We start from the raw sequence: 25,431 nt of genomic DNA, 5'->3' as shown, positions 1-25,431 counted from the left end.
CGCTTCGCTTACCCGGCCTACAAGACGCAGTTTTAGCTGTAGGCCCGGTCAGCGCAGCGCCACCGGGCGATAAACATCCTAATAACCTATCAGGCTGACTCCGCCAGAGCAATATCCTCGCGCGTCTCGATGCGCTGGTTACCGTGATAAATACGGGCATGCTGCAACCCCACAAACAGGCGTTCACCCCGGTGTGGCGCCTCTTCATCGCGCATCACCACCGTCAGCGGCTCGGTATACCAGCCCAGCGGTTGTACCACCATTTGTGTGTAGTGACCTTTAGGGCTAGCTTCCAGCACCTGCACCGGCAGCGGTGAATCGAGGCTGGTACGACGGCTGACGTCCACTTCCCACGGGCGCAAGAACAGGTCCACCGGCCCCTGATGGGCAGGCGTGTATCCCAGCGGCCAGCGGTGTGCCCCGACGTGGAATTGTCCGCCGCGTACGGTGCCCTGCAGACGGTTAACTTCGCCCATAAACTCCAGGACAAAACGGGTGGCAGGTTCACGCCAGAGCTGCTCTGGCTCGTCCACCTGCTCGATGTTCCCCTGGCTCATGACCACCACGCGGTCCGCGACTTCCATCGCCTCTTCCTGGTCGTGGGTGACGAAGACGCTGGTGAATTTCAGCTCTTCATGCAGCTGACGCAGCCAGCGGCGCAGCTCTTTACGCACCTGCGCATCCAGCGCGCCAAACGGCTCATCAAGCAGCAGTATTTGTGGCTCCACGGCCAGCGCGCGCGCCAGTGCGACACGCTGTTTCTGGCCGCCCGAAAGCTGCGCCGGGAAACGGTCAGCCAGGTGGGCCAGCTGCACCATTTCAAGCAGTTTGGTCACTTTCGCTTTGATGGTAGCCGCATCCGGGCGTTCGCGACGCGGCAGCACGGTCAGGCCAAACGCAATGTTGTCGAACACCGTCATGTGGCGAAACAGCGCGTAATGCTGGAACACGAAGCCGACTTTACGATCGCGGGCATGCAGGCGGCTCACGTCGGTGCCGTGAAAACGGATATGTCCGCTGGTCTGATGTTCAAGACCGGCGATGATACGCAGCAGCGTGGTTTTACCCGAGCCAGACGGCCCCAGCAGCGCCACCATTTGTCCGGAAGGGATATCCAGCGAGATATCATTCAGCACCTGGGTGCGACCAAAAGACTTCTTAATATTGGCAATCTCAATGCTCATGATTTCCCTCCTGATGCTGACGTTTTTCCTGATTTTCTAAACGCCACTGCACCACACTCTTCAAAAACAGGGTCAAAATAGCCATCAGCGTCAGCAACGCTGCGGCGGTAAAGGAGCCGATGGTGTTGTAGTCCTGCTGCAGCAGTTCAATCTGTAACGGCAGCGACAGGGTTTCACCTCGAATGGAACCGGATACAACCGACACCGCCCCAAACTCGCCAATTGCGCGGGCGTTGGTCAGCACCACCCCATAGAGCAGTGCCCAGCGAATATTCGGCAGCGTGACGCGGCGGAACATCTGCCAGCCTGACGCGCCCAGCAGCACAGCCGCTTCGTCTTCGTTGCTCCCCTGGCTTAACATCACCGGTACCAGTTCGCGTACCACAAACGGACAGGTTACAAAGATAGTCACCAGCACCATACCCGGCCAGGCAAACATTACCTGCAGGTTGTGCTCATCCAGCCAGCCACCCAGCGGGCCGTTAGAGCCGTAAAAGAGCAGATAGACCAGACCCGCCACCACCGGTGAGACGGCGAACGGGATATCCAGCAGCGTCAGCAGCATCTGACGCCCCGGGAAGGTAAAGCGCGTCACCAGCCAGGCCAGCAGCGTACCGAATACCAGGTTGACCGGCACGGTGATCAGCGCAATCAGCACCGTCAGCCAGATGGCGTGCAGCATATCCGGGTCCGCCAGGTTTTCCAGCGCGGGCATAATCCCTTTGCTGAACGCCTGCACGAAAATATAGATTGTCGGTACCACAAGGATGAGAGCAGAAACCAGCACGCCCGTACCAATCAAAAACCATTTACCCCAGTTGATGCGGGGCGCATCGTATCGCTTCAATTGAGTAACTTCCGCCATCAGTGACCTACCACACGTCGACCAAAGCGACTTTGCAGAGTGTTGATTGTGTAGAGCAGCAGCAACGATGCGGCAAGAATGACCGAGGCAATGGCGCTCGCTGCCGGGTAATCAAACTCCTGCAAACGGATAAAAATCATCAGCGACGTCACTTCCGTTTTCCACGCAATATTACCGGCGATAAAAATGACCGCACCGAACTCGCCGAGGCTACGGGTAAACGACAGCGCCACTCCCGCCATCAGCGCCGGCGAAAGCTCAGGCAGGACAACTTTACGGAAGCTCTGCCAGCGCGTAGCCCCCAGCGTTTCTGCCGCTTCTTCATATTCCGGGCCTAACTCTTCCAGCACCGGCTGTACGGTACGCACCACGAACGGAATACTGGTAAAGGCCATCGCCACCGCGATACCGAGCCAGGTATAGGTCACTTTGATGTCAAACTTCGCCAGCCACTCGCCGTACAGACCGTTTACAGAGAAAAGTGACGCCAGCGTTAAACCGGCAACGGCCGTCGGCAGTGCGAACGGTAAATCCATTAACGCGTCGAGCAGCGTGCGGCCCGGAAAACGATAGCGGGTTAAAATCCACGCCATCAGCAGGCCAAACACGCCGTTAAAAAGCGAGGCCACAAACGCCGACAGCAGCGTCACTTTATAGGCCGCTACGACCTGTGGGTTGGTGACCACTTCCCAGTACTGGGACCAGCTCATCTGCGCAAGCTGCATCACCAGCGCGCTGAGCGGCAACAACAAAATCAGGCAGACGAACAGCAGGCTGGTTCCGAGGCTTAAGGTAAACCCCGGCAGCACGCGTTTAGTCGAGAGGGCAAACATTACTTACGCCCCGCCGCCAGCAATTTGTCTAATTCACCGCCGCTGGCAAAATGCGTTTTCATCACCTCAGGCCAGGAGCCGAAATGATCCTCCACGCGGAACAGCGCGGTCTGGGGGAATTTATCTTTCAGTTTGTTCATCACGTCAGGGTTGTTCACGCGATAGTAGTAATCAGTAATGATGGTCTGCGCCTGTGGGCTGTACAGGTAGTTGAGATAGGCTTTTGCCGCTTTCTCAGTGCCGTTTGCCTGCACGTTTTTATCCACCCACGCCACCGGGAACTCGGCCAGGATGTTGGTTTTCGGGATAACGACTTCAAAGCCCTGTGCTTTATACTGTTTGCGGATGTTGTTCACTTCCGATTCAAAGCTAATCAGCACATCGCCCAGACCGCGTTCTGCGAAAGTCGTGGTTGCTCCGCGACCGCCGGTATCAAACACTTCGACGTTTTTCAGGAACTGGGTCATGAACTGCTCGGTTTTGGCTTTATCGTTACCGTCTGCTTTGTCCGCTGCACCCCACGCCGCCAGATAGGTATAACGCGCATTACCGGAAGTTTTAGGGTTCGGGAAAATCAGCTTTACGTCAGAACGAACCAGATCGCTCCAGTCGTGGATATTCTTCGGATTGCCTTTACGCACCAGGAAGCCCATGGTGGAGTAGAACGGCGAGCTGTTGTTTGGTAAACGGCTCTGCCAGTCGGCCGGGATGAGCTTGCCTTTGTCATGCAGGATCTGCACATCGGTCACCTGGTTATAGGTCACCACGTCCGCTTTCAACCCCTGGAGGATCGCCAGCGCCTGTTTGGACGAACCGGCGTGAGACTGTTTAATGGTCAGCTTGTCGCCGTTATTGTCTTTCGCCCATTGCTGCTCAAACGGCGGGTTAAGGGCGGCAAACAGCTCGCGGGAGACGTCATATGAACTGTTCAGCAGCTCAGTCGCCTGCGCCTGTGCCACCAGCAGTAAACCTGCCAGTGCCAGGGATCCTTTTTTCAGTACAGTAACGGCCATTGCGCACCCTTATAAATGTGATGACTATCTTATTGTCATAATATTTATAACGAGGTCGAAAGGAGTAACGGTTTTATATACCGTTTGGTGATTTACAAGCAGAAAAGGGAATAAGGGTGCGGCCTGTTGCCCTCACCCCACCCCTCTCCCAAAGGGAGAGGGAGAAAGGGAATTACAGCGCCAGCAGACGCTCAATGGACGGCGCGAAGTAGTAGCCGCCGGTGACCGGTTTGGTGAAGCGCAGCATGGCGTCACGCTTGCCGTCGGTATCGCCGAACATGCTCAGCAGCTGTTGCTCAATATTGTACAGACACGCGCAGTAGGCGCAGAAATAAAGGCCATGGGTTCCGCTTGCGGTGCCATACGGCAGGCTCTGGCGAACAATCTTCAGCCCTTTACCGTCTTCCTTGAGGTCAACGCGGCTCAGGTGAGAGGTCACCGGGCGTACATCGCCGTCGATCTCTTCGTTGGCCTCTTTGGTACGGCCAATCATCATCTCCTGGTCCTGCACACTCATGCGGTTAAGCTGCTTAAGGTTATGCTCCCAGCGCTGAACAAATACGTAGCTGCCGCCGGCATCCACGCCATCCTTGATGACCGCCACTTCACGGCGCGTCTCTTCACCTGCCGGGTTTTCCGTCCCGTCGACAAAGCCGCTCAGGTCGCGCTCTTCCACCCAGCGGAAACCGTGGACCTCTTCCTGAACGTCAATGCAGTCACCAAACGCCGCTACCGCCGCCTGAGCAACGGAGAAGTTCACGTCGTGGCGCAGAGAGAGAATATGGATCAACACGTCGTACTGGGTTGCCGGTGCCAGACCTTTGCCGTAAGGGATAAAGTCTTTGAGTTCTTCCGCCCCTTCACCGCCGCTCAGCTGACGCCAGACGTTATTGCCAAAGGCCACCACAGCGCCCAGATGGGCATCCGGGAATTTGGCCTGGAAGGTGGCCAGTTTATCCACAAAGACTTTGCTGGCCGCACGCAGGGCATCCACATCCCCTATCACATTGGCTTCAATCCAAATCGCCGCGCGGCAATGTTCTGGCAAAATGCCACTCTGAACCTGAGACATCGCTCCTCCTGAAATAAAGATGCCACGACAACGTGGCATTGATGGCGGGTATTATACCCGGATTTCAGCGAGACGGATTGTTCAGGCGCAAATTACTGCTGCCAGATAATTTTGCTCACTTTCCAGTTTTTCAGCGTGTCGTCAGACGGCATTAAGCCTTCAGGACCGCTCCAGGTTCCGGTAAAGAGGTAGCTAATGTGCTGGCTGTCCGGCGCTTTACATTGCACCGCCACGCCATCGTCTGAAGGCGCGCTGGCGCAATTGCCGAAAGCCTGTTTATAGAGATCGCTAAACGGCGTACCAACCTTTACGCCGCTCGCCGTCGGGATAGCATCGTCCAGCACGGCAATACGGTTTACCGTGCCTTTATCGCCGTTAATCACCAGCGCCAGTTTGTCTCCTTTCAGCGCTTCGAAGTAACGCACGATAGTGCCGTTTTCAGTTTTCATGCCGCTGCGCAGACGATAGTCGCTGCTCAGGGCCGCCTGAAGCGCGTCCTGATCCAGCGCCGTCGCGGCGGTAATGTTGCCCACGCCCTGCTCGGTCACTTCCAGCGAAGAGCCAAACCAGTTCCACGGATAAGCGGCCGACCAGTTAATGGAGGAGAGCGTTGAACAGCCGGTTAACGCCAGCGGGAGAGCGCATAAAAGTAAACGCAGCGATTTCATTGAAACGTCCTTACGTGTTAAATCAACGCTTGTTGGAGTGCAGCATCGGCAAAAAGTGCCGCGTTAATCTGACTCATGCGTAAAACAGGCGCGTAAGCGGGGGTTAGTCAGCAGCCACAGCAGCGCCACGATATCGGCAACCACCAGCGCAATGCCGATGCCCGTAAGCGGTTCACCGTACCACCAGAGCACAGGCTGCCAACAGAGCAGCGCAATCTGGGCCAGGATCAGCAGCCAGCGAAGCGCACGCCAAAGCCGTGGGATCGCCTGTCGTCGGCCGCTGCACAAAAACGTCACCACCGCCGGTACGCCCGGTAACAGGCCGAGCCAAAAGGCGTCGTGATCGGGATAAAAGAGCGTCAGTAATGTATCGCCCTGCCCGCGGGACGCGGCGGCCATGACAAACAGCACCCAGGTGCGGGCCTGCAGCAGCAGTACGCACCAGAATATGAAAGGCAGCCTGACACGCCCCTGCGCGTCGTAATCTGCCGGGTGGATCTCAATACTCTTCATCTTCGATCAGACGCTTACCTAAACTCAGCACGTCAGCGTGTTCATAGCCCAGACGTTCATACATGCCCAGCACCACGTCGTTATCTTCGCGCACCATGATTTGAATTTTCGGGCAACCGCGAGCGATCAGTTTTTTCTCAAGACGATTGAGCAGCGCATTGGCAATGCCGCGCCCCCGGTATTCCGGGTGAACGCCCAGATAATAAGCAGAGCCGCGATGACCGTCGTAACCGCCCATCACCGTGCCCACCACTTCGCCGTTCACTTCCGCCACCAGAAACAGACTGACGTCGTGATTCAGATTACGCTCAATGTCCATCTCTGGATCGTTCCACGGACGCAGCAAATCGCAGCGCTCCCAAAGGGTGATCACCTCTTCGAAATCTTCCTGGCGAAAAACGCGTATCTCCATGGTATTAACCGCCTTTTCGGGTTTAAAAACAGTGATTATGGCGCGAACAGGGCATTTAGCCAATAACCGGGGAAAATCTCGCCAAAATTTGGCATAATGTCACTTTGTCACGTATTGAAATGAAAAGTAAAACAATTCTCAATAAGGACTGTCGTAACGCTAAACGCGATACGATATAACACCAGGACCGCAATTTTTACTATTCAGGCCGCATGAGCACATTCAAACCATTAAAAGCACTCACATCGCGTCGTCAGGTTCTCAAAGCGGGGCTGGCGGCCTTAACGTTAACGGGCATCGCACAGCAGGCTCAGGCAAAAGAAGAGAGCACGCTTAAAACCAGTAACGGACACAGCAAACCCAAAGCCAAAAAACCAGGCGCGAAGCGTCTGGTCATGCTCGACCCGGGTCACGGCGGCATTGATACCGGCGCCATTGGCAAAAACGGGTCAAAAGAAAAACACGTCGTGCTGGCAATTGCAAAAAATGTGCGATCGATTTTACGCAGCAACGGCATTGACGCCCGCCTGACGCGCACGGGCGACACCTTTATTCCGCTGTATGACCGCGTGGAAATTACCCATAAGCACGGTGCCGATCTCTTTATGTCCATTCACGCGGATGGCTTTACAAACCCTTCCGCCGCGGGCGCGTCGGTGTTTGCCCTCTCCAATCGCGGCGCCAGTAGCGCCATGGCGAAATATCTCTCCGACCGTGAAAACCGTGCGGATGAAGTCGCCGGGAAGAAGGCCACCGATAAAGATCACCTGTTACAGCAGGTGCTGTTCGACCTCGTGCAGACCGATACCATCAAAAACAGTCTGACGCTGGGCTCGCATATCCTCAAACGGATTAAGCCGGTGCACCGTCTGCACAGCAAGAGCACGGAGCAGGCCGCGTTTGTGGTGCTGAAATCACCGTCGATTCCGTCCGTGTTGGTGGAGACCTCTTTCATTACTAACCCGGAAGAAGAGCGTCTGCTTGGTACCGCGGCGTTTCGTCAGAAGATCGCCAATGCCATCGCCTCCGGCATCATCAGTTACTTTAACTGGTTCGATAATCAAAAAGCGCACTCCAGGAAACGTTAATGAAACCGAATGCAAAGCAGGTAAAAACCTTCCTGCTGCAGTTGCAGGATGAGATTTGCCAGAAACTGGCCGCTGCAGATGGCGGTAATTTTCAGGAAGATAACTGGCAGCGCGAGGCCGGCGGCGGCGGGCGTAGCCGTGTGTTGCGAAACGGCGGGATCTTTGAACAGGCAGGCGTCAATTTTTCCCACGTTTACGGGGAAGCCATGCCCGCTTCTGCAACGGCGCATCGTCCTGAACTGGCGGGTCGCAGCTTCCAGGCGATGGGCGTTTCGCTGGTGGTACACCCGCACAACCCGTTTGTGCCAACCAGCCACGCCAACGTGCGTTTTTTCATTGCGGAAAAACCGGGAGCCGATCCGGTCTGGTGGTTTGGGGGCGGTTTCGATATGACCCCCTACTACGGCTTTGAAGAGGATGCCGTGCACTGGCATACGACCGCACGCGATCTCTGCCTGCCGTTTGGCGAAGACGTATACCCGAAATACAAAAAGTGGTGCGACGACTACTTTTACCTCAAACACCGCGACGAACAGCGCGGTATTGGCGGGCTGTTCTTTGACGATCTGAACACGCCTGATTTTGATACCGCGTTCAGCTTTATGCGTGCGGTGGGCGAAGGCTATACCGACGCTTATCTGCCCATTGTTGAACGGCGTAAAAACAGCGACTACGGCGTGCGCGAACGCGAGTTCCAGCTTTACCGTCGCGGGCGCTACGTGGAGTTTAACCTGGTGTGGGATCGCGGGACGCTGTTTGGCCTGCAAACCGGCGGGCGTACGGAGTCGATTCTGATGTCAATGCCACCGCTGGTGCGCTGGGAGTACTGCTACGAGCCAAAAGAAGGCAGCCCGGAGGCTGCCCTGAGTGAGTTTATTAAGGTTCGGGACTGGGTTTAACTGCCGGATGGCGCTGCGCTTATCCGTCCTGGTCAACCCGTAGGTCGGGTAAGCGAACGCGCCACCCGACAAACATCACTTACAGCGGCTGCGTCTGCGCCTCAACCACCGCCAGCGCCACCATGTTCACGATACGGCGTACAGAGGCAATCGGCGTTAACACATGCACCGGTTTTGCCACCCCCATCAGCACCGGCCCCACGGTCACTCCTTCAGAGCTCGAGACGCGCAGCAGGTTGTAGCTGATACGCGCCGCTTCCACGTTTGGCATAATCAGGATATTCGCTGAGCCTTTCAGCGGGCTGTCTGGCATACGTTCATTGCGGATGCTCTCCACCAGCGCGGCGTCGCCGTGCATCTCACCGTCAATCATCAGCTCCGGTGCGCGCTCGCGAACCAGCTCCAGCGTCTGTCGCATTTTGCAGGCCGCCGCAGATTTAGAGGAGCCGAAGTTAGAGTGCGACAGCAGCGCCACCTTCGGTTCGATACCAAAGCGACGCACGGTTTCAGCCGCCATCACGGTGATCTCCGCCAGCTCGTCCGGGGTTGGATCGTCGTTGACGTAGGTATCGGCGATAAAGGTGTTACCGCTTGGCAGCAGCAGCGCGTTCATCGCACCGGCCGTGTGCACCCCGTCGCGATAGCCGAAGATCTCCTGCACCACGCTGAAGTGCTCGTGGTAATCACCGATGGTGCCGCAGATCAGCGCATCCGCCTCGCCGCGATGAACCATGATTGCGCCAATCACCGTGGTGTTGCTGATCACCGCCCGCTGCGCCTGCTCCTGAGTGATCCCGCGACGTTTCATGATCGCGTAGTATTCGCTCCAGTACTCTTTAAAGCGCGGGTCGGATTCATTGTTAACGATCTCAAAATCAACACCCGGTTTGATCTGCAGGCCCAGCTTCTGGATACGCATCTCGATAACGCTCGGGCGGCCAATCAGGATCGGCTTCGCCAGCCCTAAGGTGATCAGCTCCTGCGTGGCATGGAGCACGCGCGCCTCTTCCCCTTCCGCCAGCACCACCCGCTTCGCGTCGGCACGAGCCTGAGAGAAAATCGGCTTCATAAACAGGTTAGTTTTGTAGACAAACTCGGTGAGCTTATCCACGTAAGCATCGAAATCGGTTATCGGGCGCGTCGCCACGCCAGAGTCCATCGCCGCTTTCGCAACCGCTGGCGCGATTTTGACAATCAGACGCGGGTCGAACGGTTTTGGAATGATGTAGTCCGGGCCAAAGCTCAGATCCTGATCGCCATAGGCTGAAGCAACCACTTCGCTCTGCTCGGCGTGTGCCAGTTCCGCAATGGCGTGCACCGCCGCGAGCTTCATCTCTTCGTTAATGGCCGTCGCGCCTACGTCCAGCGCCCCACGGAAGATGAACGGGAAGCAGAGCACGTTGTTCACCTGGTTCGGGTAGTCGGAGCGACCGGTACAGATGATGGCATCTTCACGCACCGCTTTCGCCAGCGGCGGCAGGATTTCCGGCTCGGGGTTCGCCAGCGCCAGAATCATTGGCGCACGCGCCATCTTCTTCACCATCTCCTGGGTCAGCACTTTCGGGCCTGAACAGCCCAGGAAGATATCCGCGCCGTCAATGACATCCTCAAGCGTACGCTTGCCGTCGTCGTCCACCGCGTAGGCCGCTTTGGTTTCCGCCATGTTAGGCTCGCGGTCTTTATAGATCACGCCTTTGGAGTCGCAGACCACAATGTTGTGTTTCTGCATCCCGAGCGCCACCAGCAGGTTCATACAGGCAATGGCCGCCGCACCCGCGCCGGAAACTACCATGCGCACGTCAGAAAGATTTTTCTCCACCACGCGCAGGCCGTTAAGAATGGCGGCGGTGCTGATAATCGCCGTCCCGTGCTGGTCATCATGGAACACGGGAATGTTCATACGTTCACGCAGTTTCTGCTCAATGTAGAAACATTCCGGCGCTTTGATGTCTTCGAGGTTAATACCGCCAAAGGTCGGCTCCAGCGCCGCCACGACGTTGATGAATTTATCGGGATCGTGTTCGTCCACTTCGATATCAAACACGTCGATACCGGCGAATTTCTTGAACAGAACGCCCTTCCCTTCCATCACAGGCTTACCGGCCAGCGCACCAATGTTGCCCAGGCCCAGCACCGCCGTACCGTTAGAGATCACGGCGACCAGGTTGCCGCGCGCGGTATATTTGTAAGCGGCGAGCGGATCTTTTTCAATTTCGAGACACGGTGCCGCCACGCCCGGCGAGTAGGCCAGCGCCAGGTCGCGCTGGGTTGCCAGCGGTTTTGTCGGGGAGACCTGAATTTTACCCGGGACAGGAAACTCGTGAAAATCGAGGGCACTCTGTTTTAACTGATCGTCCATCTTGTTATTCCTTTTACGTATCGGTCAGATAGTATCGCCGCAGGCTGCCGCATAAACTTTGAAGGCTGCCAAACTCTCACCATCACACATTAAAAATTGTTATCAATTTATAACAGCCATGTTACCCGTCTCAAAAGCAATGCCTCCCCCGTCTGCTATGCTTTTTTGTTAAGTCCATCATGATTTTTCCAGAAGTGTGAACTAACGCACTCGTCTAACGCTTTTATTTTCAAGGAGTCATGACTTATGAACCAACTTGACGGCATCAAACAATTCACTACCGTGGTTGCAGACAGCGGCGATATCGAGTCGATTCGGCACTACCAGCCTGAAGACGCAACCACCAACCCGTCGCTGCTGCTCAAAGCGGCGGGGCTTTCCCATTTTAGTCATCTGATTGATGACGCCATTGCCTATGGCAAACAGCGCGGCAAAACCCAGGAACAACAGGTTGCCGAAGCCAGTGACAAGCTGGCGGTTAATTTCGGTGCGGAAATTCTGAAAAGCATCCCGGGGCGCGTCTCCACCGAAGTCGACGCCCGCCTCTCTTTCGATAAAGAGAAGAGCATCAATAAAGCCCGCCGCCTCGTCGAACTCTACCAGGAGCAGGGGATCGACAAATCACGCATTCTGATTAAGCTCGCCTCCACCTGGGAAGGCATCCGCGCGGCGGAAGTGCTGGAAAAAGAGGGGATCCACTGCAACCTGACGCTGCTGTTCTCGTTTGCGCAGGCGCGCGCCTGTGCCGAAGCGGGCGTATTCCTGATCTCACCGTTCGTCGGGCGCATCTACGACTGGTATCAGGCAAAACAGCCGATGGATCCGTACGTGGTGGAGGAAGACCCGGGCGTGAAGTCGGTACGTAATATCTACGACTATTACAAGCAGCACCGCTACGAAACCATCGTAATGGGGGCCAGCTTCCGCCGCACCGAGCAGATCCTGGCGCTGGCAGGATGTGACCGCCTGACCATCTCCCCTGACCTGCTGAAAAAGCTGCAGGACAAAGAAGAGACGGTAATCCGTAAACTGGTGCCGACCTCCACCGTACTGCCCAAACCGAAAGCCATGACCGAAGCGGAATTCCGCTGGGAGCACAATCAGGACCCAATGGCCGTGGAAAAACTGGCGGACGGCATCCGCCAGTTCGCCGTCGACCAGCGCAAACTTGAAGATCTTCTCGCCGCCAAACTTTAACCTTGCCACGGAGTGAACTATGTCCCGTAAAGAGTTAGCCAATGCCATTCGCGCCCTCAGCATGGATGCCGTGCAAAAAGCCAATTCCGGCCACCCTGGCGCACCAATGGGCATGGCAGATATTGCCGAAGTGTTGTGGAATGATTTCCTGAAGCACAACCCTAACGACCCCACCTGGTACGATCGCGACCGTTTTATTCTCTCTAACGGCCACGCGTCGATGCTGCTCTACAGCCTGCTGCATTTGTCCGGCTACGATCTGCCGCTCGAAGAGTTGAAAAACTTCCGCCAGCTGCATTCGAAAACCCCCGGCCACCCGGAGATTGGCTATACGCCAGGGGTGGAAACCACCACCGGGCCGCTGGGACAGGGTTTAGCCAACGCCGTTGGGCTGGCCATCGCGGAACGCACGCTGGGTGCGCAGTTTAACCAGCCGGGGCATGACATCGTCGATCACTACACGTACGTCTTTATGGGTGACGGCTGTCTGATGGAGGGGATCTCCCATGAGGTCTGTTCGCTCGCGGGCACGCTGGGGCTGGGCAAGCTGATTGGCTTCTATGACCACAACGGCATCTCCATAGACGGGGAAACCGAGGGCTGGTTTACCGACGACACGGCAAAACGGTTTGAGGCCTACCACTGGCATGTGGTGCATGAAATTGACGGCCACGATCCCGAGGCGGTGAAAAAAGCGATTCAGGAAGCGCAAAGCGTGAAGGACAAACCGTCGCTGATTATTTGCCGCACGGTTATCGGCTTTGGTTCGCCGAACAAAGCAGGTAAAGAAGAGGCGCACGGTGCGGCGCTGGGTGATGAGGAAGTGGCGCTGACCCGGCAGAAACTGGGCTGGAAATATCCGCCGTTCGAAATTCCGAAAGAGATTTACCGCGCATGGGATGCCCGTGAAGAGGGTGAAAAGGCCCAGCACGCCTGGAACGAGAAATTTGCCGCCTACAAAAAGGCCTACCCGGAGCTGGCGGCCGAATTCACCCGCCGCATGAGCGGAGGGCTACCGGAGGACTGGGAAGAGAAAACGCAGGCGCTGATTGAAAACCTGCAATCTAACCCGGCCAAAATCGCCACCCGTAAGGCGTCGCAAAACACCCTGAATGCGATTGGCCCAATCCTGCCTGAGCTGCTGGGCGGCTCGGCGGATCTGGCCCCCAGCAACCTGACCATCTGGTCTGGCTCGACATCGCTGAAAGAGGATATCGCCGGAAACTATATTCACTATGGCGTACGCGAGTTCGGCATGACCGCCATTGCCAACGGTATCGCTCATCACGGGGGATTTGTCCCCTACACCGCCACCTTCCTGATGTTTGTGGAATACGCCCGTAACGCCGCACGCATGGCGGCTCTGATGAAAGCGCGGCAGATTATGGTTTACACCCATGACTCCATCGGGCTTGGGGAAGACGGGCCAACCCACCAGGCCGTTGAACAGCTGGCGAGCCTGCGCCTGACGCCAAACTTCAGCACCTGGCGTCCGTGCGATCAGGTCGAGGCCGCGGTGGGCTGGAAGCTGGCAGTAGAGCGCCATAACGGACCGACGGCGCTGATCCTGTCACGTCAGAACCTGGCGCAGATTGAGCGCACGCCGGAGCAGGTGAAAGACATTGCCCGCGGCGGTTACATTCTGAAGGACAGCGGCGGCAAGCCGGATGTGATCCTGATTGCCACCGGTTCCGAGGTGGAGATTACCGTCAAAGCGGCGGAGAAGTTGACTGCCGAAGGTCACGCGGTGCGCGTGGTTTCCCTGCCTTCAACCGACATCTTTGACGCGCAGGATGAGGCATATCGTGAATCGGTCCTGCCATCCAGCGTGACGGCCCGCGTGGCAGTTGAGGCGGGCATTGCCGACTACTGGTACAAATATGTCGGGCTGAAAGGGGCCATTGTCGGCATGCGGGGATACGGTGAATCGGCGCCGGCCGACAAGCTGTTCCCGTATTTCGGTTTTACCGTTGAGAACGTCGTTGAGAAGGCGTTAAGCGTGCTTTAGTGCGGCCTGCGTGCCCGGTGGCGCTACGCTTACCGGGCCTACATGGTTCGAAACGTGGGCCGGGTAAGGTGTAACCGCCACCCGGCAAAACTAGCGTGTGATCCACAACGTGGGCCAGGCATCTGGCCCATTCCAGTTATCGCAGCTGGGCTCCTCGGCATAACGCACCAGACGGAAGCGCTGGCCGTCAAAGCGCCAGCGCGTCTGGATACCGCAGTCGGCAATCCCCCGCCCTAACGCCAGGGTGGTCAACTCACGCGTTTTCTCATCAAAGCGAGCGTTCATTAACTCCATTTCACTGCTGCCGCTGGACGGCGTAAACGGCAGACGCAGCCTGACGCTACGGGAAGAAAACGGTTTTTTACGTGATACCAGCCAGGCCAGATCGACGGTGTTATAGGCCCCCGCTTCGCAACTGACGATCAGCAGCGCTTTGTCATCGGTAAGCGCAGTGACGCGCACTTCCCGACGGTTGGGGTCGAGCGAGCACTGGCTGTTATTCATCCGCCAGGTACCATAATCCAGCAGATCGTTCAGTTCGCTGTGGGAGAGCGGTGTCGGGGTGGGATTCACAACCGCCACCTTTTTCAGGGCCGGTGCGGGCGGCACGCTTAACGGCGGATCGTCACCTTTTTTAATCCAGGCGGTTTCACTGCCGACGCGCTTTTGCTGCGCATCGATAAACAACAGCGCCGCTTTCAGGCCACTGAGGGAGATCGCCTGCTTGCCATCACGCAGGGTTAGCGCTTTCCCTTCCTGGATATGCTTAAGAAATGCAGTGATGGTCGCAGCATCGTCCGTTTTCAGATGCCATGGCGTTAACTGCCAGTGCTGACGCTCCAGCGTCACGGGCACCCCATCAAGCAGCAGGCGCGGCGCAATTGCAGGCTCTTTGACAGACGGGTCTGAAAGACCGCCGAGATCGATACGTAACGAGGCATCGGTTTTCGCGCCAGCGCTGCGGCTAAGCGTCATCACCAGACCACGGTGTTCACCGGTGTTGCGTGCCAGGCAAAAATTCTGGTTATTGCAGGTCACCTGCCAGTCTGAGAATGATTGCTGTGCAGGCGTAGCCCACACCCGCGGTGCGGGGAGCACACAAATCAGGAAAAAAATAAAAACGCAGTAGCGCATGAATGGCACAATCCCGGAACGAAAACGCTTAACTGGGCAGTATCTTCGTGTTCCCGCCGGGGTTGCTCAATCGGATTTATCGGATAGATTTATCCGAAAAACAAACTACATCCGTTCGAAAGAGGGATCCATCAGCCCGGTTGTTTGTAAATACTGCAGTAATATTACAGCCTTACCATCTTTAATTTCCCCGGAACGGATCATCTCCAGCGCCTGGACAAACGGTATCTCCAGCACCTCGATATCTTCATCTTCCACCCCACCGCCCTGATGGATACGATGCGCATCGCTGTATTCGGCAATAAAGAAATGGACGATTTCCGTCACGCCGCCGGGTGACATAAACAGTTCGAAAACTTTTTTAACCTCACCCACTTCAAAGCCTGTCTCCTCGATGGCTTCTTTGCGGATACACACTTCCGGCTCATCGTCATCCAGCAGACCTGCGCAGGTTTCAATCAGCCGTCCGTCCGGATTGCCATTGACCCACGTCGCCACCCTGAACTGGCGGATCAGCACCACGCTCTGCTTTTCACGGTTATAAAGCAGAATGGTTGCCCCATTGCCGCGGTCGTAAACCTCACGTTTGTGGCGGATCACGTCCCCGTTATTACGCGTTAAATCATAGGTGATGTTACGCAGGACAAAGTAATTATCAGAAAGGATTTTGTCTTTGATAACGTCAATTTTCAGGGTCATACGGGCTCCACGACACAATGAGTCTGCCTATATTACGCCGTGAACCCCGCTTTGTCGCCCACCCGATTTAATGCGTTTTTAACGCGCTGACGCCCAGCCAGTCGAGGATACCCTGCGCAGCATGTCGCCCTTCCGCCATGGCGGTGACCACTAAATCTGCGCCGCGTACGGCGTCACCGCCTGCGAAAATTTGCGGGTTAGAGGTCTGATAGCGATAGCGGCTCTCCACCGAGGCGATAATTCGTCCCCAGCTATCCGTCTCCACGCCCTGCGCCTGCAGCCACGGCATCTCGTGAGGATTGAAACCAAATGCCATGATCACCGCATCCGCAGGCATCACAAACTCGCTCCCCGCTATCGGTACCGGCCGACGACGGCCCTGAGCATCCGGTTCGCCGAGTTCGGTACGCAGCATGCGAATGCCGTTGACCTGTCCGTCAGGTGCCAGAGTTAACTCCACGGGCTGAACGTTAAACTCAAACGCGGCGCCCTCTTCCTTCGCATTCTTCACCTCTTTTTTCGAGCCCGGCATATTGGCTTCATCCCGGCGGTAGGCGCAGGTTACCTTCGCCGCACCGTGACGTAACGCGGTGCGGACACAGTCCATGGCGGTATCGCCCCCGCCGAGCACCACCACGTTCAGCCCCCGGGTATCGACAAATGGCTCTTTGGTTGTTGCCTCAAGCCCCATCACGTGGCGGGTGTTTGCCACCAGGAAAGGTAACGCGTCATAGACGCCGGGCGCATCTTCATGCGCGATACCCGCTTTCATGGAACGATAGGTTCCCACACCAATAAACAGTGCATCGTATTCGCGTTGCAGCTGTGACATCGGCACATCCTGTCCGACGTCGCAGTTCAGAACGAACTGGATCCCCATGGCCGTGAATATCTCCCTGCGCCGTGCGAGCAGCGATTTATCGAGCTTAAAGGCCGGGATACCAAACGTCAGCAAGCCGCCAATCTCCGGGTGCCGGTCATAGACCGTGACGCTGACACCGCTGCGCGCCAGCACGTCGGCACAGGCAAGCCCCGCAGGCCCCGCGCCGATCACCGCCACACGTTTATCAACCGGTGTCACGCCGCTCAGATCCGGCTTCCAACCCATCGCCAGCGTCTGGTCAGAGATATAGCGCTCGATGTTGCCAATGGTCACCGCGCCCGAGATATCACGCACGGTGCAGGCGCCTTCACATAATCGGTCCTGCGGGCAGACGCGGCCGGTAATTTCAGGTAAACAGTTGGTCTGGTGTGAAAGCTCAACCGCCCCGGCGATATCCCCCGCTTTAACGCGTTCAATCCACTGGGGGATATGGTTGTGCAGCGGACAGGTCCATTCACAAATGCTGTGTTCGCCGCACTTCAGGCAGCGCGATGCCTCACGCGCGGCCTGCTCTGCCCGAAACGGCAGGTAGATCTCCTGAAAATGGCTGACGCGTGCATTCGCGGCGAGTTTATCCGGCTCCCCGCGTCGCGGTGTGTTTCTCATCTGCTCAAGGCGGGTGTGCGGCAGGTCTGGCCTTACCGCCTCGCCGTGCCAGGGCTGCGCCTCCTGACGGGCGGTGCGCTGGCGACGGGTTTTCGCCAGGTTATTCAGTACGGCGGGCGTCGCCAGGGTAAGCACCTGTGCCGGACAATTTTCGATGCAGGCCGGGCCCTGTGGGCGCGTGTGGCAAAGATCGCATTTATGTGCCGAGGCTTTTACGTTGCCCTTGTCGAGAGGCGTAACAACGATCTCCATCGTGCCGAACGGACAGGCAACCACGCAGGCTTTACAGCCAATGCATTTTTGTTGATTCACCTGTACGCTGTCATCGCATTTGCTGATGGCCCCGTTAGGGCAGCTCTGCGCGCAGGGCGCATTCTCGCAATGGTGGCAGGTTACAGGCGTGCTCTTCGCGCCAGATTTCAGGACAGTGATGCGGGGATGAAAATGGCGTTCGCTCAGCACGTGTTGTTCATCGTTGTGCGCCATCACGCAGGCCACTTCGCAGGCACGGCACCCTATACACTGCTGGCTGTTGGCCATAATAAAACGATTCATAACGACACCTGTTTTTGGTTCAATAACCTTATTCTTTATAGGAATATTGTATTTACCCACGGCGGCGCTATCAGGCAATGTACAAATGCCCAGGAAGTCGAACTATCTCCAGTGAACCTGTGGCAGATCAATTTTTTTCAGGAAGCTGTTCTGTGACCGTTAAACGACCCGTTTCCGGAAGCCTGGCCCGGGCTTTCATTTCCATTATCGTGCTGTCCGTTCTGACCAGCACCGTCGCGTTGTTCACGCTTGCCAGCAGCCAGCGGGATGCAGAAGCCATCAATATTGCCGGTTCCCTGCGAATGCAGAGCTACCGTCTGGGCTATGAGATGCAACGCAACAGCGACGCCCTGGCGGCGCATCGCGAGAGTTGGCAGCAGACGCTGAGCGCCCCTGCGCTACAGAAGCTGAGCCGCTGGTACGTGCCGGACGATGTTAAGGCGCGCTATCAGCAGCTGCATCTGGCATGGCAGGAGATGGACAACCACATCGCTCGCGGCGATAGCGGGTGGTATCAGGCCCACATTGAAGACTTTGTCGGCCGGATTGACGCCTTTGTGCTCGCCCTTCAGCACTACACCGAACATAAAATCCAGGCGGTGATTCTGATCTCCCTGGCGGGCGGGATGGGCATCCTGATCCTGACGATCTTTACCCTGCGACGCATCCGCCGCCAGGTTGTGTTACCGCTGAATAATCTGGTGGCGGCCAGCGAGCGCATTGAGCGGGGGCAATTCGATACGCCTGCACCGGATACCGCGCTGCCAAACGAGCTGGGCCAACTTTCCCGGGCGTTCAACCACATGTCTGCCGAGCTGCATACGCTGTATCGCTCGCTTGAACACTCCGTAGCGGAAAAGACGCAGCATCTGAATGAGGCGCATCAGCAACTCGAGATGCTGTTTAAATGCTCTCAGGCACTGAATACCGGCCAGATAGACAGCCACTGTTTCCGGCATATTTTGCAGATAGTGCATGAGTACACGCAGATGAACTACCTGGAATTGCGCACCAGCGACGACTGGCGGCTCAGTGAGGGTATCGAATCAAACGGGAGCCCTGTCCAAACGCTGCCCGTGCTGATGCAGGATACCCTGTACGGGGAATTACGCTGGCAAAGCGAGACGGGCCACGTTCCTCTGCCGCTGATGGAAAGCGTGGCGACAATGCTCGGACGCGGACTGTATTTCAACCAGGCGCAAAAGCACTACCAGCAGTTGCTGCTGATGGAAGAACGCGCGACGATCGCCCGCGAGCTGCACGATTCCCTGGCGCAGGTACTGTCGTATTTACGTATTCAGCTGGCGCTACTGAAACGCGCTATCCCGCAGGAAAATGCCCCGGCGCAGACCATTATCACCGACTTTTCCCGCGAGCTTAACAACGCCTGGCATCAATTGCGGGAACTGCTTACCACCTTCCGCCTGACGCTTAACCACGCCAATCTGCCCGCGGCCCTACAGGAGTCACTGGACGGGTTACAGAGCCAGACGCAGGCAAAGCTGTACCTCGACTGCCGCCTCTCCTCGCTGGCGCTGGATGCCCAGAAACAGGTGCATTTGCTGCAGATCGTGCGTGAAGCGGTGTTGAATGCGATGAAGCACGCCCAGGCCAGCGAGATAACCGTCAGCTGCGTGACGTCTGCTGACGGCACCCACAGCGTCAGCATTCGCGATAACGGTATCGGGATTGGCGAAGCCAGCGAGCCGCCGGGACATTACGGGTTGAATATTATGCGCGAACGGGCGGCGCGACTCGGCGGAACGCTGCACTTTTCCCAGCCGCAAAACGGGGGGACGCTGGTAAGCGTGATCTTCCCGACAAACGGGGCCGGGAGGTAAATAACGGTAAAAGGTGAAGCGCAGAGAAAAGCGCATGATAATTTACACTATCTCCTTTATTTCTCCACGTTTGGTCTTCGTCTTGCCGCTAAAGTGATGCGGGCAATAAACAATAATGACGTGCAGCAAAACGAGGTCTCATTTTCATGGCGAATTTTTTTATCGATCGCCCCATTTTTGCCTGGGTACTTGCCATTCTGTTGTGTCTGACAGGTGTCCTGGCCATTACTTCACTTCCTGTTGAGCAATATCCAGACCTGGCACCACCAAACGTGCGCGTCACGGCAAACTACCCCGGAGCTTCAGCACAAACGCTGGAAAATACCGTCACGCAGGTTATCGAGCAGAACATGACGGGTCTGGATAACCTGATGTACATGTCCTCGCAGAGTAGCGCCACGGGCCAGGCGACCGTCACCCTGAGCTTTACCGCCGGTACGGATCCGGACGAAGCCGTACAGCAGGTGCAAAACCAGCTGCAGTCGGCGATGCGTAAACTGCCTCAGGCGGTGCAGAATCAGGGGGTTACCGTACGTAAAACCGGTGACACCAACATCCTGACTATTGCGTTTGTCTCTACCGACGGCTCCATGGATAAGCAGGACATTGCGGACTACGTCGCCAGTAATATTCAGGATCCCCTCAGCCGTATTAACGGCGTCGGTGATATCGATGCTTACGGCTCTCAGTATTCAATGCGTATCTGGCTTGATCCGAATAAGCTGAACAGCTTCCAGATGACGGCAACCGACGTGACGGATGCCATTAAATCCCAGAACGCCCAGATTGCGGTGGGACAATTGGGGGGAACGCCCTCCGTCGATAAACAAGCGTTGAATGCCACCATTAACTCACAGTCGCTGCTTCAGACCCCGGAGCAGTTTCGCAACATTACCCTGCGCGTAAATCAGGATGGTTCAGAGGTCCGCCTGGGCGATGTCGCCACAGTAGAAATGGGGGCAGAGAAATATGATTATCTCAGCCGCTTTAACGGTAATCCGGCCTCCGGTCTGGGGGTTAAACTGGCCTCCGGGGCCAATGAAATGGCCACCGCGCAGCTGGTGCTGGATCGTCTGGATGAGCTGTCGCACTATTTTCCCCACGGGCTGGAATACAAAGTCGCCTACGAAACCACCTCCTTTGTTAAAGCCTCTATTGAAGATGTGGTGAAAACACTGCTGGAAGCGATCGCGCTGGTCTTCCTGGTCATGTACCTGTTCCTGCAAAACTTCCGCGCAACGCTGATCCCGACCATTGCCGTTCCGGTGGTGCTGCTGGGTACCTTCGCCGTGCTTTATGCGTTTGGTTACAGCATTAACACCCTGACGATGTTTGCAATGGTGCTGGCGATTGGCCTGCTGGTGGACGATGCCATCGTGGTGGTCGAAAACGTCGAGCGCATCATGAGCGAGGAAGGGCTTTCCCCGCGTCAGGCCACGCGTAAATCGATGGGACAAATTCAGGGGGCGTTAGTTGGCATCGCGATGGTGCTCTCGGCGGTCTTTATCCCGATGGCGTTTTTCGGCGGCACAACCGGCGCCATTTATCGTCAGTTTTCAATCACCATCGTCTCCGCAATGGTGCTCTCGGTGCTGGTGGCGTTGATCCTCACGCCTGCCCTCTGCGCCACCCTCCTCAAGCCGCTACATAAAGGGGAGCAGCACGGTCAGAAGGGCTTCTTTGGCTGGTTTAACCGCATGTTCAACCGCAGTGCTGCGCGTTATGAAACCGCCGTCGGCAAGGTGCTGCACCGCAGCCTGCGCTGGATGATGATTTACGTTGTGCTGTTGGGCGGTATGGTGTGGCTGTTCCTGCATCTGCCGACTTCGTTCCTGCCGCAGGAAGACCGGGGGATGTTCATCACTTCGGTGCAGCTCCCGAGCGGGTCAACGCAGCAGCAAACGCTGAAGGTAGTTCAGAAGGTGGAGCAGTACTTCTTTACCAAAGAGAAAGATAACGTGGTGTCGGTCTTCTCCACCGTCGGCTCCGGCCCGGGCGGGAACGGGCAGAACGTTGCACGTATGTTTGTGCGCCTGAAAGACTGGGACGCACGCGATACGAAAACGGGCACCTCGTTTGCCATTATCGAACGCGCGACCAAAGCCTTCTCCCGTATCAAAGAGGCTCGCGTTTTTGCCAGCAGCCCACCGGCTATCAGCGGTCTCGGCAGTTCTGCCGGGTTTGACATGGAGCTGCAGGACCATGCCGGTGCGGGCCACACGGCGCTGATGGCGGCGCGCGACAAGCTGTTAGAGCTGGCCGGTAAAGATCCGGGTCTGACCCGCGTCCGTCACAACGGTCTGGATGACAGCCCACAGCTGCAGGTGGATATTGATCAGCGTAAGGCGCAGGCGCTGGGCGTTTCAATCGACGACATCAACGACACGCTACAAACGGCGTGGGGTTCAAGCTATGTGAATGACTTTATGGATCGCGGTCGCGTTAAAAAAGTGTATGTGCAATCCGCCGCGCCATACCGCATGCTGCCGGACGATATTAACCGCTGGTATGTCCGCAACAATGCGGGCGGCATGGTGCCGTTCTCCGCCTTCGCCTCCTCGCACTGGGAGAGCGGTTCTCCGCGTCTGGAGCGCTATAACGGCTATTCCGCCGTTGAGATCGTCGGTGAAGCCGCGCCGGGCGTCAGCACCGGTACGGCGATGGACACCATGGAAAAGCTGGTGCAACAGCTGCCCGCTGGCTTTGGTCTGCAGTGGACGGCCATGTCTTATCAGGAGCGGCTCTCCGGGGCGCAGGCTCCCGCGCTTTACGCGCTTTCGCTGCTGGTGGTCTTCCTCTGTCTTGCGGCGCTGTATGAAAGTTGGTCAGTCCCGTTCTCGGTCATGCTGGTGGTGCCGCTTGGCGTGATCGGCGCGCTGCTCGCCACCTGGATGCGCGGTCTGGAGAACGACGTTTACTTTCAGGTGGGGCTGCTCACCGTGATTGGGTTGTCGGCGAAAAACGCCATCCTGATTGTTGAGTTTGCCAATGAGATGAATGCGAAAGGCCATGAGCTGATGGCTTCCACGCTGCATGCCTGCCGTCAGCGCTTACGTCCAATCCTGATGACCTCGCTGGCGTTTGTCTTCGGGGTGTTACCAATGGCAACCAGCTCAGGCGCAGGCTCCAGCAGCCAGCATGCGGTAGGTACAGGCGTCATGGGAGGAATGATTTCAGCCACGATCCTGGCCATTTATTTTGTGCCGCTGTTCTTCGTGCTGGTGCGTCGCCGCTTCCCGCTCAAGGAACGGCCTGAATAAGATAGTGAAAATAAAAAAGGCGGCTCAGTAGGCCGCCTTTTTACTGTGCGATTAATTCACACTATGGTTATTTTACTTATTTAAGTGCTCTTGCAATTCTTACTGAATGTCATTTACGAAGCATGCCTTCGATAAAATCTTTCCAGTTCCCCAGTTCACGTTCAATCATAACAACCTCTCTTATTATTATGCGCATTCTACGAAAACGTATCATCATTGTGAAGACAATTTAACCGATTGCTGTGATTGTACCCCGTCTGCGCGCTGGATTTATGATAAATATGAACGGAGAACCTTAAATTTTGTGTGACGGCCAGCAATATTTTGAAATAACCCTACGCACGGGTGAGTTTTATTTTACCCGCTGAGTTTACAGGCAATTTATACCTGATGGACATCTATGCTTAAATGATGAAAGAATATTCAGCGTACAGGTGTGAGTTGAATTAAAAAAAGGTGTTAATCCAGAGCGTTTCTGAATGTGTTATATTCCGTTTAAGGATATATCTTCGAATTTACTGAACATTTAATGGTCATAAGAACAAAAGGATTCAACATGGTTGTCATGTACGGCATTAAAAATTGTGACACGATCAAAAAAGCCCGTCGCTGGCTCGAAGCTAACAACGTCGAGTACCGCTTCCACGATTACCGTGCCGATGGGCTTGATGCAGAATTTCTGCATACCGCCATTAACGAACTGGGGTGGGAAGCGCTGCTGAACACCCGCGGCACGACCTGGCGCAAGCTGGACGAATCACTGCGTGCCAGCATCAAGGATGCCAACAGCGCAGCAAATCTGATGCTTGAAATGCCAGCAATCATCAAACGCCCATTGCTCTGCGCGCCCGGGCAGCCTATGCTGCTGGGTTTCAGTGAAACCCTTTATTCCGACTTTTTTCGTTGAGGTGTAGTTTATGTCATGCCCGGTCATTGAGCTGACTCAGCAGCTTATTCGCCGTCCTTCCCTTAGCCCGGACGACGCAGGTTGTCAGGCATTAATGATTGAGCGCCTGCGTGCCATCGGTTTTACCGTGGAGCGTATGGATTTTGGCGACACCCAGAATTTCTGGGCGTGGCGTGGCCAGGGCGAAACACTGGCCTTTGCCGGGCATACCGACGTGGTTCCCGCAGGTGATGCGGACCGCTGGATCAACCCTCCGTTTGAACCAACCATCCGCGATGGCATGCTGTTTGGCCGCGGCGCCGCAGACATGAAAGGCTCCCTGGCGGCAATGGTTGTGGCGGCTGAGCGCTTTGTCGCCCAGCACCCGAACCATAAAAACCGTCTCGCGTTTCTCATTACCTCTGATGAAGAAGCCAGCGCCCATAACGGCACCGTCAAGGTGGTTGAGGCCCTGATGGCCCGCAATGAGCGTCTGGACTACTGTCTGGTCGGCGAGCCGTCCAGCACCGAGGTGGTGGGCGATGTGGTGAAAAATGGCCGCCGCGGTTCGTTAACCTGTAACCTAACCATTCACGGCGTACAGGGACACGTGGCGTACCCGCATCTGGCCGATAACCCAGTTCACCGCGCAGCGCCAATGCTGAGTGAACTGGTGAGCATTGAGTGGGACAAAGGCAATGAGTTCTTCCCGCCAACCAGCATGCAGATTGCGAACGTGAAGGCCGGAACCGGCAGCAACAACGTGATCCCGGGCGATTGTTTCGTTCAGTTTAACTTCCGTTTCAGCACGGAACTGACCGATGAGATGATCAAAGCGCGCGTTATCGCCCTGCTGGAAAAATATCAGCTGCGTTACACCGTGGACTGGTGGCTTTCCGGCCAGCCGTTCCTGACACAGCGTGGCAAACTGGTGGATGCGGTGGTGAACGCCATCGAGCACTATAATGAAATTAAGCCACAACTGCTGACGACGGGTGGCACCTCAGACGGACGCTTTATCGCCCGCATGGGAGCTCAGGTTGTCGAACTGGGGCCAGTGAACGCGACCATTCATAAAATCAATGAGTGTGTAAATGCCGCGGATTTACAACTGCTGGCCCGTATGTATCAACGTATTATGGAGCAAATCGTCGCCTGACGAGCGCTCTGAGAGGAATAGCGAATGGATTGGCTTGCAAAGTACTGGTGGATTCTGGTGTTAGTGTTTCTGGTAGGCGTATTGCTTAACGTGATTAAAGATCTTAAGCGCGTTGACCATAAAAAATTCCTCGCCAACAAGCCGGATCTTCCGCCACATCGTGATTTTAACGACAAGTGGGATGACGACGACGACTGGCCAAAGAAAGACCAGAAGAAATAATCCCCTCACCCCCAGCCCCTCTCCCCAGAGGGGCGAGGGGTGCCATGTTCCCTCTCCCCTTAGGGGAGAGGGTTA

At 56.3% G+C, this 25,431-nt stretch carries 22 protein-coding genes; 9 read left to right on the top strand and 13 right to left on the bottom strand.

The window, feature by feature from the left end:
- Positions 1-89: 89 nt before the first annotated feature.
- The 8 genes from cysA to ACOTZF_RS07000 form a co-directional block, all read right to left on the bottom strand.
- Entirely contained in the window at positions 90-1,184 is a 1,095-nt protein-coding gene (gene cysA, locus ACOTZF_RS07035; protein WP_013098202.1) for a sulfate/thiosulfate ABC transporter ATP-binding protein CysA, read from the bottom strand.
- A complete protein-coding gene (gene cysW / locus ACOTZF_RS07030) occupies positions 1,174-2,049 on the bottom strand; it encodes a sulfate/thiosulfate ABC transporter permease CysW (protein WP_013098203.1) in 876 nt (291 codons plus the stop codon). The genes cysA and cysW overlap by 11 nt, the downstream gene beginning before the upstream one ends.
- Positions 2,049-2,882, bottom strand: coding sequence for a sulfate/thiosulfate ABC transporter permease CysT (gene cysT / locus ACOTZF_RS07025; RefSeq protein WP_013098204.1), 834 nt, complete (start codon positions 2,880-2,882; stop codon positions 2,049-2,051). The genes cysW and cysT overlap by 1 nt, the downstream gene beginning before the upstream one ends.
- The gene (gene cysP / locus ACOTZF_RS07020; RefSeq protein ID WP_058680693.1) at positions 2,882-3,895 is read right to left on the bottom strand and encodes a thiosulfate/sulfate ABC transporter substrate-binding protein CysP; all 1,014 of its coding nucleotides are present in this window, start codon (positions 3,893-3,895) and stop codon (positions 2,882-2,884) included. Before cysP ends, cysT begins: the two co-directional genes overlap by 1 nt.
- 172 nt (positions 3,896-4,067) lie before the next feature.
- Complete coding sequence (locus tag ACOTZF_RS07015) at positions 4,068-4,967, bottom strand: Dyp-type peroxidase (protein WP_129317938.1); 900 nt, start codon at positions 4,965-4,967, stop codon at positions 4,068-4,070.
- Between the two features lie 92 nt (positions 4,968-5,059).
- Entirely contained in the window at positions 5,060-5,635 is a 576-nt protein-coding gene (locus tag ACOTZF_RS07010) for an RpoE-regulated lipoprotein (protein WP_013098207.1), read from the bottom strand.
- A gap of 63 nt (positions 5,636-5,698) precedes the next feature.
- The gene (locus tag ACOTZF_RS07005) at positions 5,699-6,148 is read right to left on the bottom strand and encodes a DUF2919 domain-containing protein (RefSeq protein WP_048972566.1); all 450 of its coding nucleotides are present in this window, start codon (positions 6,146-6,148) and stop codon (positions 5,699-5,701) included.
- A complete protein-coding gene (locus tag ACOTZF_RS07000) occupies positions 6,135-6,560 on the bottom strand; it encodes a GNAT family acetyltransferase (RefSeq protein WP_129251924.1) in 426 nt (141 codons plus the stop codon). Before ACOTZF_RS07000 ends, ACOTZF_RS07005 begins: the two co-directional genes overlap by 14 nt.
- 212 nt (positions 6,561-6,772) lie before the next feature.
- On the opposite strand from ACOTZF_RS07000, the gene amiA reads away from it, so the two are divergent.
- Positions 6,773-7,648 (top strand): N-acetylmuramoyl-L-alanine amidase AmiA, encoded by an 876-nt coding sequence (amiA, locus tag ACOTZF_RS06995; protein WP_421636067.1) that lies wholly within the window; start codon positions 6,773-6,775, stop codon positions 7,646-7,648.
- Positions 7,648-8,547, top strand: coding sequence for an oxygen-dependent coproporphyrinogen oxidase (gene hemF / locus ACOTZF_RS06990; protein WP_129251926.1), 900 nt, complete (start codon positions 7,648-7,650; stop codon positions 8,545-8,547). Before amiA ends, hemF begins: the two co-directional genes overlap by 1 nt.
- Positions 8,548-8,626: 79 nt before the next feature.
- Here the strand turns inward: hemF and maeB are convergent, their stop codons facing one another.
- Positions 8,627-10,906: an NADP-dependent oxaloacetate-decarboxylating malate dehydrogenase gene (maeB, locus tag ACOTZF_RS06985; RefSeq protein ID WP_013098212.1), complete on the bottom strand. Its 2,280-nt coding sequence runs from the start codon at positions 10,904-10,906 to the stop codon at positions 8,627-8,629.
- Positions 10,907-11,152: 246 nt separating this feature from the next.
- On the opposite strand from maeB, the gene tal reads away from it, so the two are divergent.
- Together tal and tkt are read left to right on the top strand one after the other, a co-directional pair.
- Positions 11,153-12,103, top strand: coding sequence for a transaldolase (gene tal, locus ACOTZF_RS06980; protein ID WP_013098213.1), 951 nt, complete (start codon positions 11,153-11,155; stop codon positions 12,101-12,103).
- Between the two features lie 19 nt (positions 12,104-12,122).
- Positions 12,123-14,111, top strand: a complete 1,989-nt coding sequence (gene tkt, locus ACOTZF_RS06975; protein ID WP_013098214.1) for a transketolase — start codon at positions 12,123-12,125, stop codon at positions 14,109-14,111.
- Positions 14,112-14,201: 90 nt separating this feature from the next.
- Here tkt and ACOTZF_RS06970 read toward each other — a convergent pair whose 3' ends face one another.
- The 3 genes from ACOTZF_RS06970 to aegA all read right to left on the bottom strand — a co-directional run bounded on the left by ACOTZF_RS06970 (position 14,202) and on the right by aegA (position 17,988).
- The gene (locus tag ACOTZF_RS06970; protein ID WP_129251928.1) at positions 14,202-15,245 is read right to left on the bottom strand and encodes a DUF1176 domain-containing protein; all 1,044 of its coding nucleotides are present in this window, start codon (positions 15,243-15,245) and stop codon (positions 14,202-14,204) included.
- Positions 15,246-15,350: 105 nt separating this feature from the next.
- Positions 15,351-15,944 carry a GDP-mannose pyrophosphatase NudK gene (gene nudK / locus ACOTZF_RS06965; RefSeq protein ID WP_020689968.1) on the bottom strand — a complete coding sequence of 198 codons (594 nt, stop codon included), beginning with the start codon at positions 15,942-15,944 and terminating at the stop codon, positions 15,351-15,353.
- A 67-nt stretch (positions 15,945-16,011) separates the two neighbouring features.
- The gene (gene aegA, locus ACOTZF_RS06960) at positions 16,012-17,988 is read right to left on the bottom strand and encodes a formate-dependent uric acid utilization protein AegA (protein WP_348563307.1); all 1,977 of its coding nucleotides are present in this window, start codon (positions 17,986-17,988) and stop codon (positions 16,012-16,014) included.
- Between the two features lie 152 nt (positions 17,989-18,140).
- Here aegA and narQ point away from each other — a divergent pair, with 152 nt between their 5' ends.
- Positions 18,141-19,829 carry a nitrate/nitrite two-component system sensor histidine kinase NarQ gene (gene narQ, locus ACOTZF_RS06955; RefSeq protein WP_129251935.1) on the top strand — a complete coding sequence of 563 codons (1,689 nt, stop codon included), beginning with the start codon at positions 18,141-18,143 and terminating at the stop codon, positions 19,827-19,829.
- Positions 19,830-19,975: 146 nt separating this feature from the next.
- A complete protein-coding gene (gene acrD, locus ACOTZF_RS06950; protein WP_029882269.1) occupies positions 19,976-23,089 on the top strand; it encodes a multidrug efflux RND transporter permease AcrD in 3,114 nt (1,037 codons plus the stop codon).
- Positions 23,090-23,198: 109 nt separating this feature from the next.
- On the opposite strand, the gene ypfM is transcribed toward acrD, so the two are convergent.
- The gene (gene ypfM / locus ACOTZF_RS06945) at positions 23,199-23,258 is read right to left on the bottom strand and encodes a protein YpfM (protein ID WP_015572204.1); all 60 of its coding nucleotides are present in this window, start codon (positions 23,256-23,258) and stop codon (positions 23,199-23,201) included.
- A 387-nt stretch (positions 23,259-23,645) separates the two neighbouring features.
- Here ypfM and ACOTZF_RS06940 point away from each other — a divergent pair, with 387 nt between their 5' ends.
- Genes ACOTZF_RS06940 through ACOTZF_RS06930 form a run of 3 tightly spaced genes read left to right on the top strand, consistent with a single transcriptional unit; the run spans position 23,646 to position 25,356 of the window.
- Positions 23,646-23,996, top strand: coding sequence for an ArsC family reductase (locus ACOTZF_RS06940; RefSeq protein ID WP_013098220.1), 351 nt, complete (start codon positions 23,646-23,648; stop codon positions 23,994-23,996).
- A gap of 10 nt (positions 23,997-24,006) precedes the next feature.
- A complete protein-coding gene (gene dapE / locus ACOTZF_RS06935; protein WP_013098221.1) occupies positions 24,007-25,134 on the top strand; it encodes a succinyl-diaminopimelate desuccinylase in 1,128 nt (375 codons plus the stop codon).
- 24 nt (positions 25,135-25,158) lie between these two features.
- Complete coding sequence (locus tag ACOTZF_RS06930) at positions 25,159-25,356, top strand: YpfN family protein (protein WP_013098222.1); 198 nt, start codon at positions 25,159-25,161, stop codon at positions 25,354-25,356.
- The last annotated feature ends 75 nt before the right edge of the window (positions 25,357-25,431 follow it).

Origin of the sequence: Enterobacter cloacae complex sp. SHL021 (assembly GCF_049237765.1) — a bacterium.
Taxonomy (GTDB): domain Bacteria; phylum Pseudomonadota; class Gammaproteobacteria; order Enterobacterales; family Enterobacteriaceae; genus Enterobacter; species Enterobacter cloacae.
Note: the sequence above shows the minus strand (reverse complement) of the source record. Positions and strands in the feature narration are given on the sequence as shown.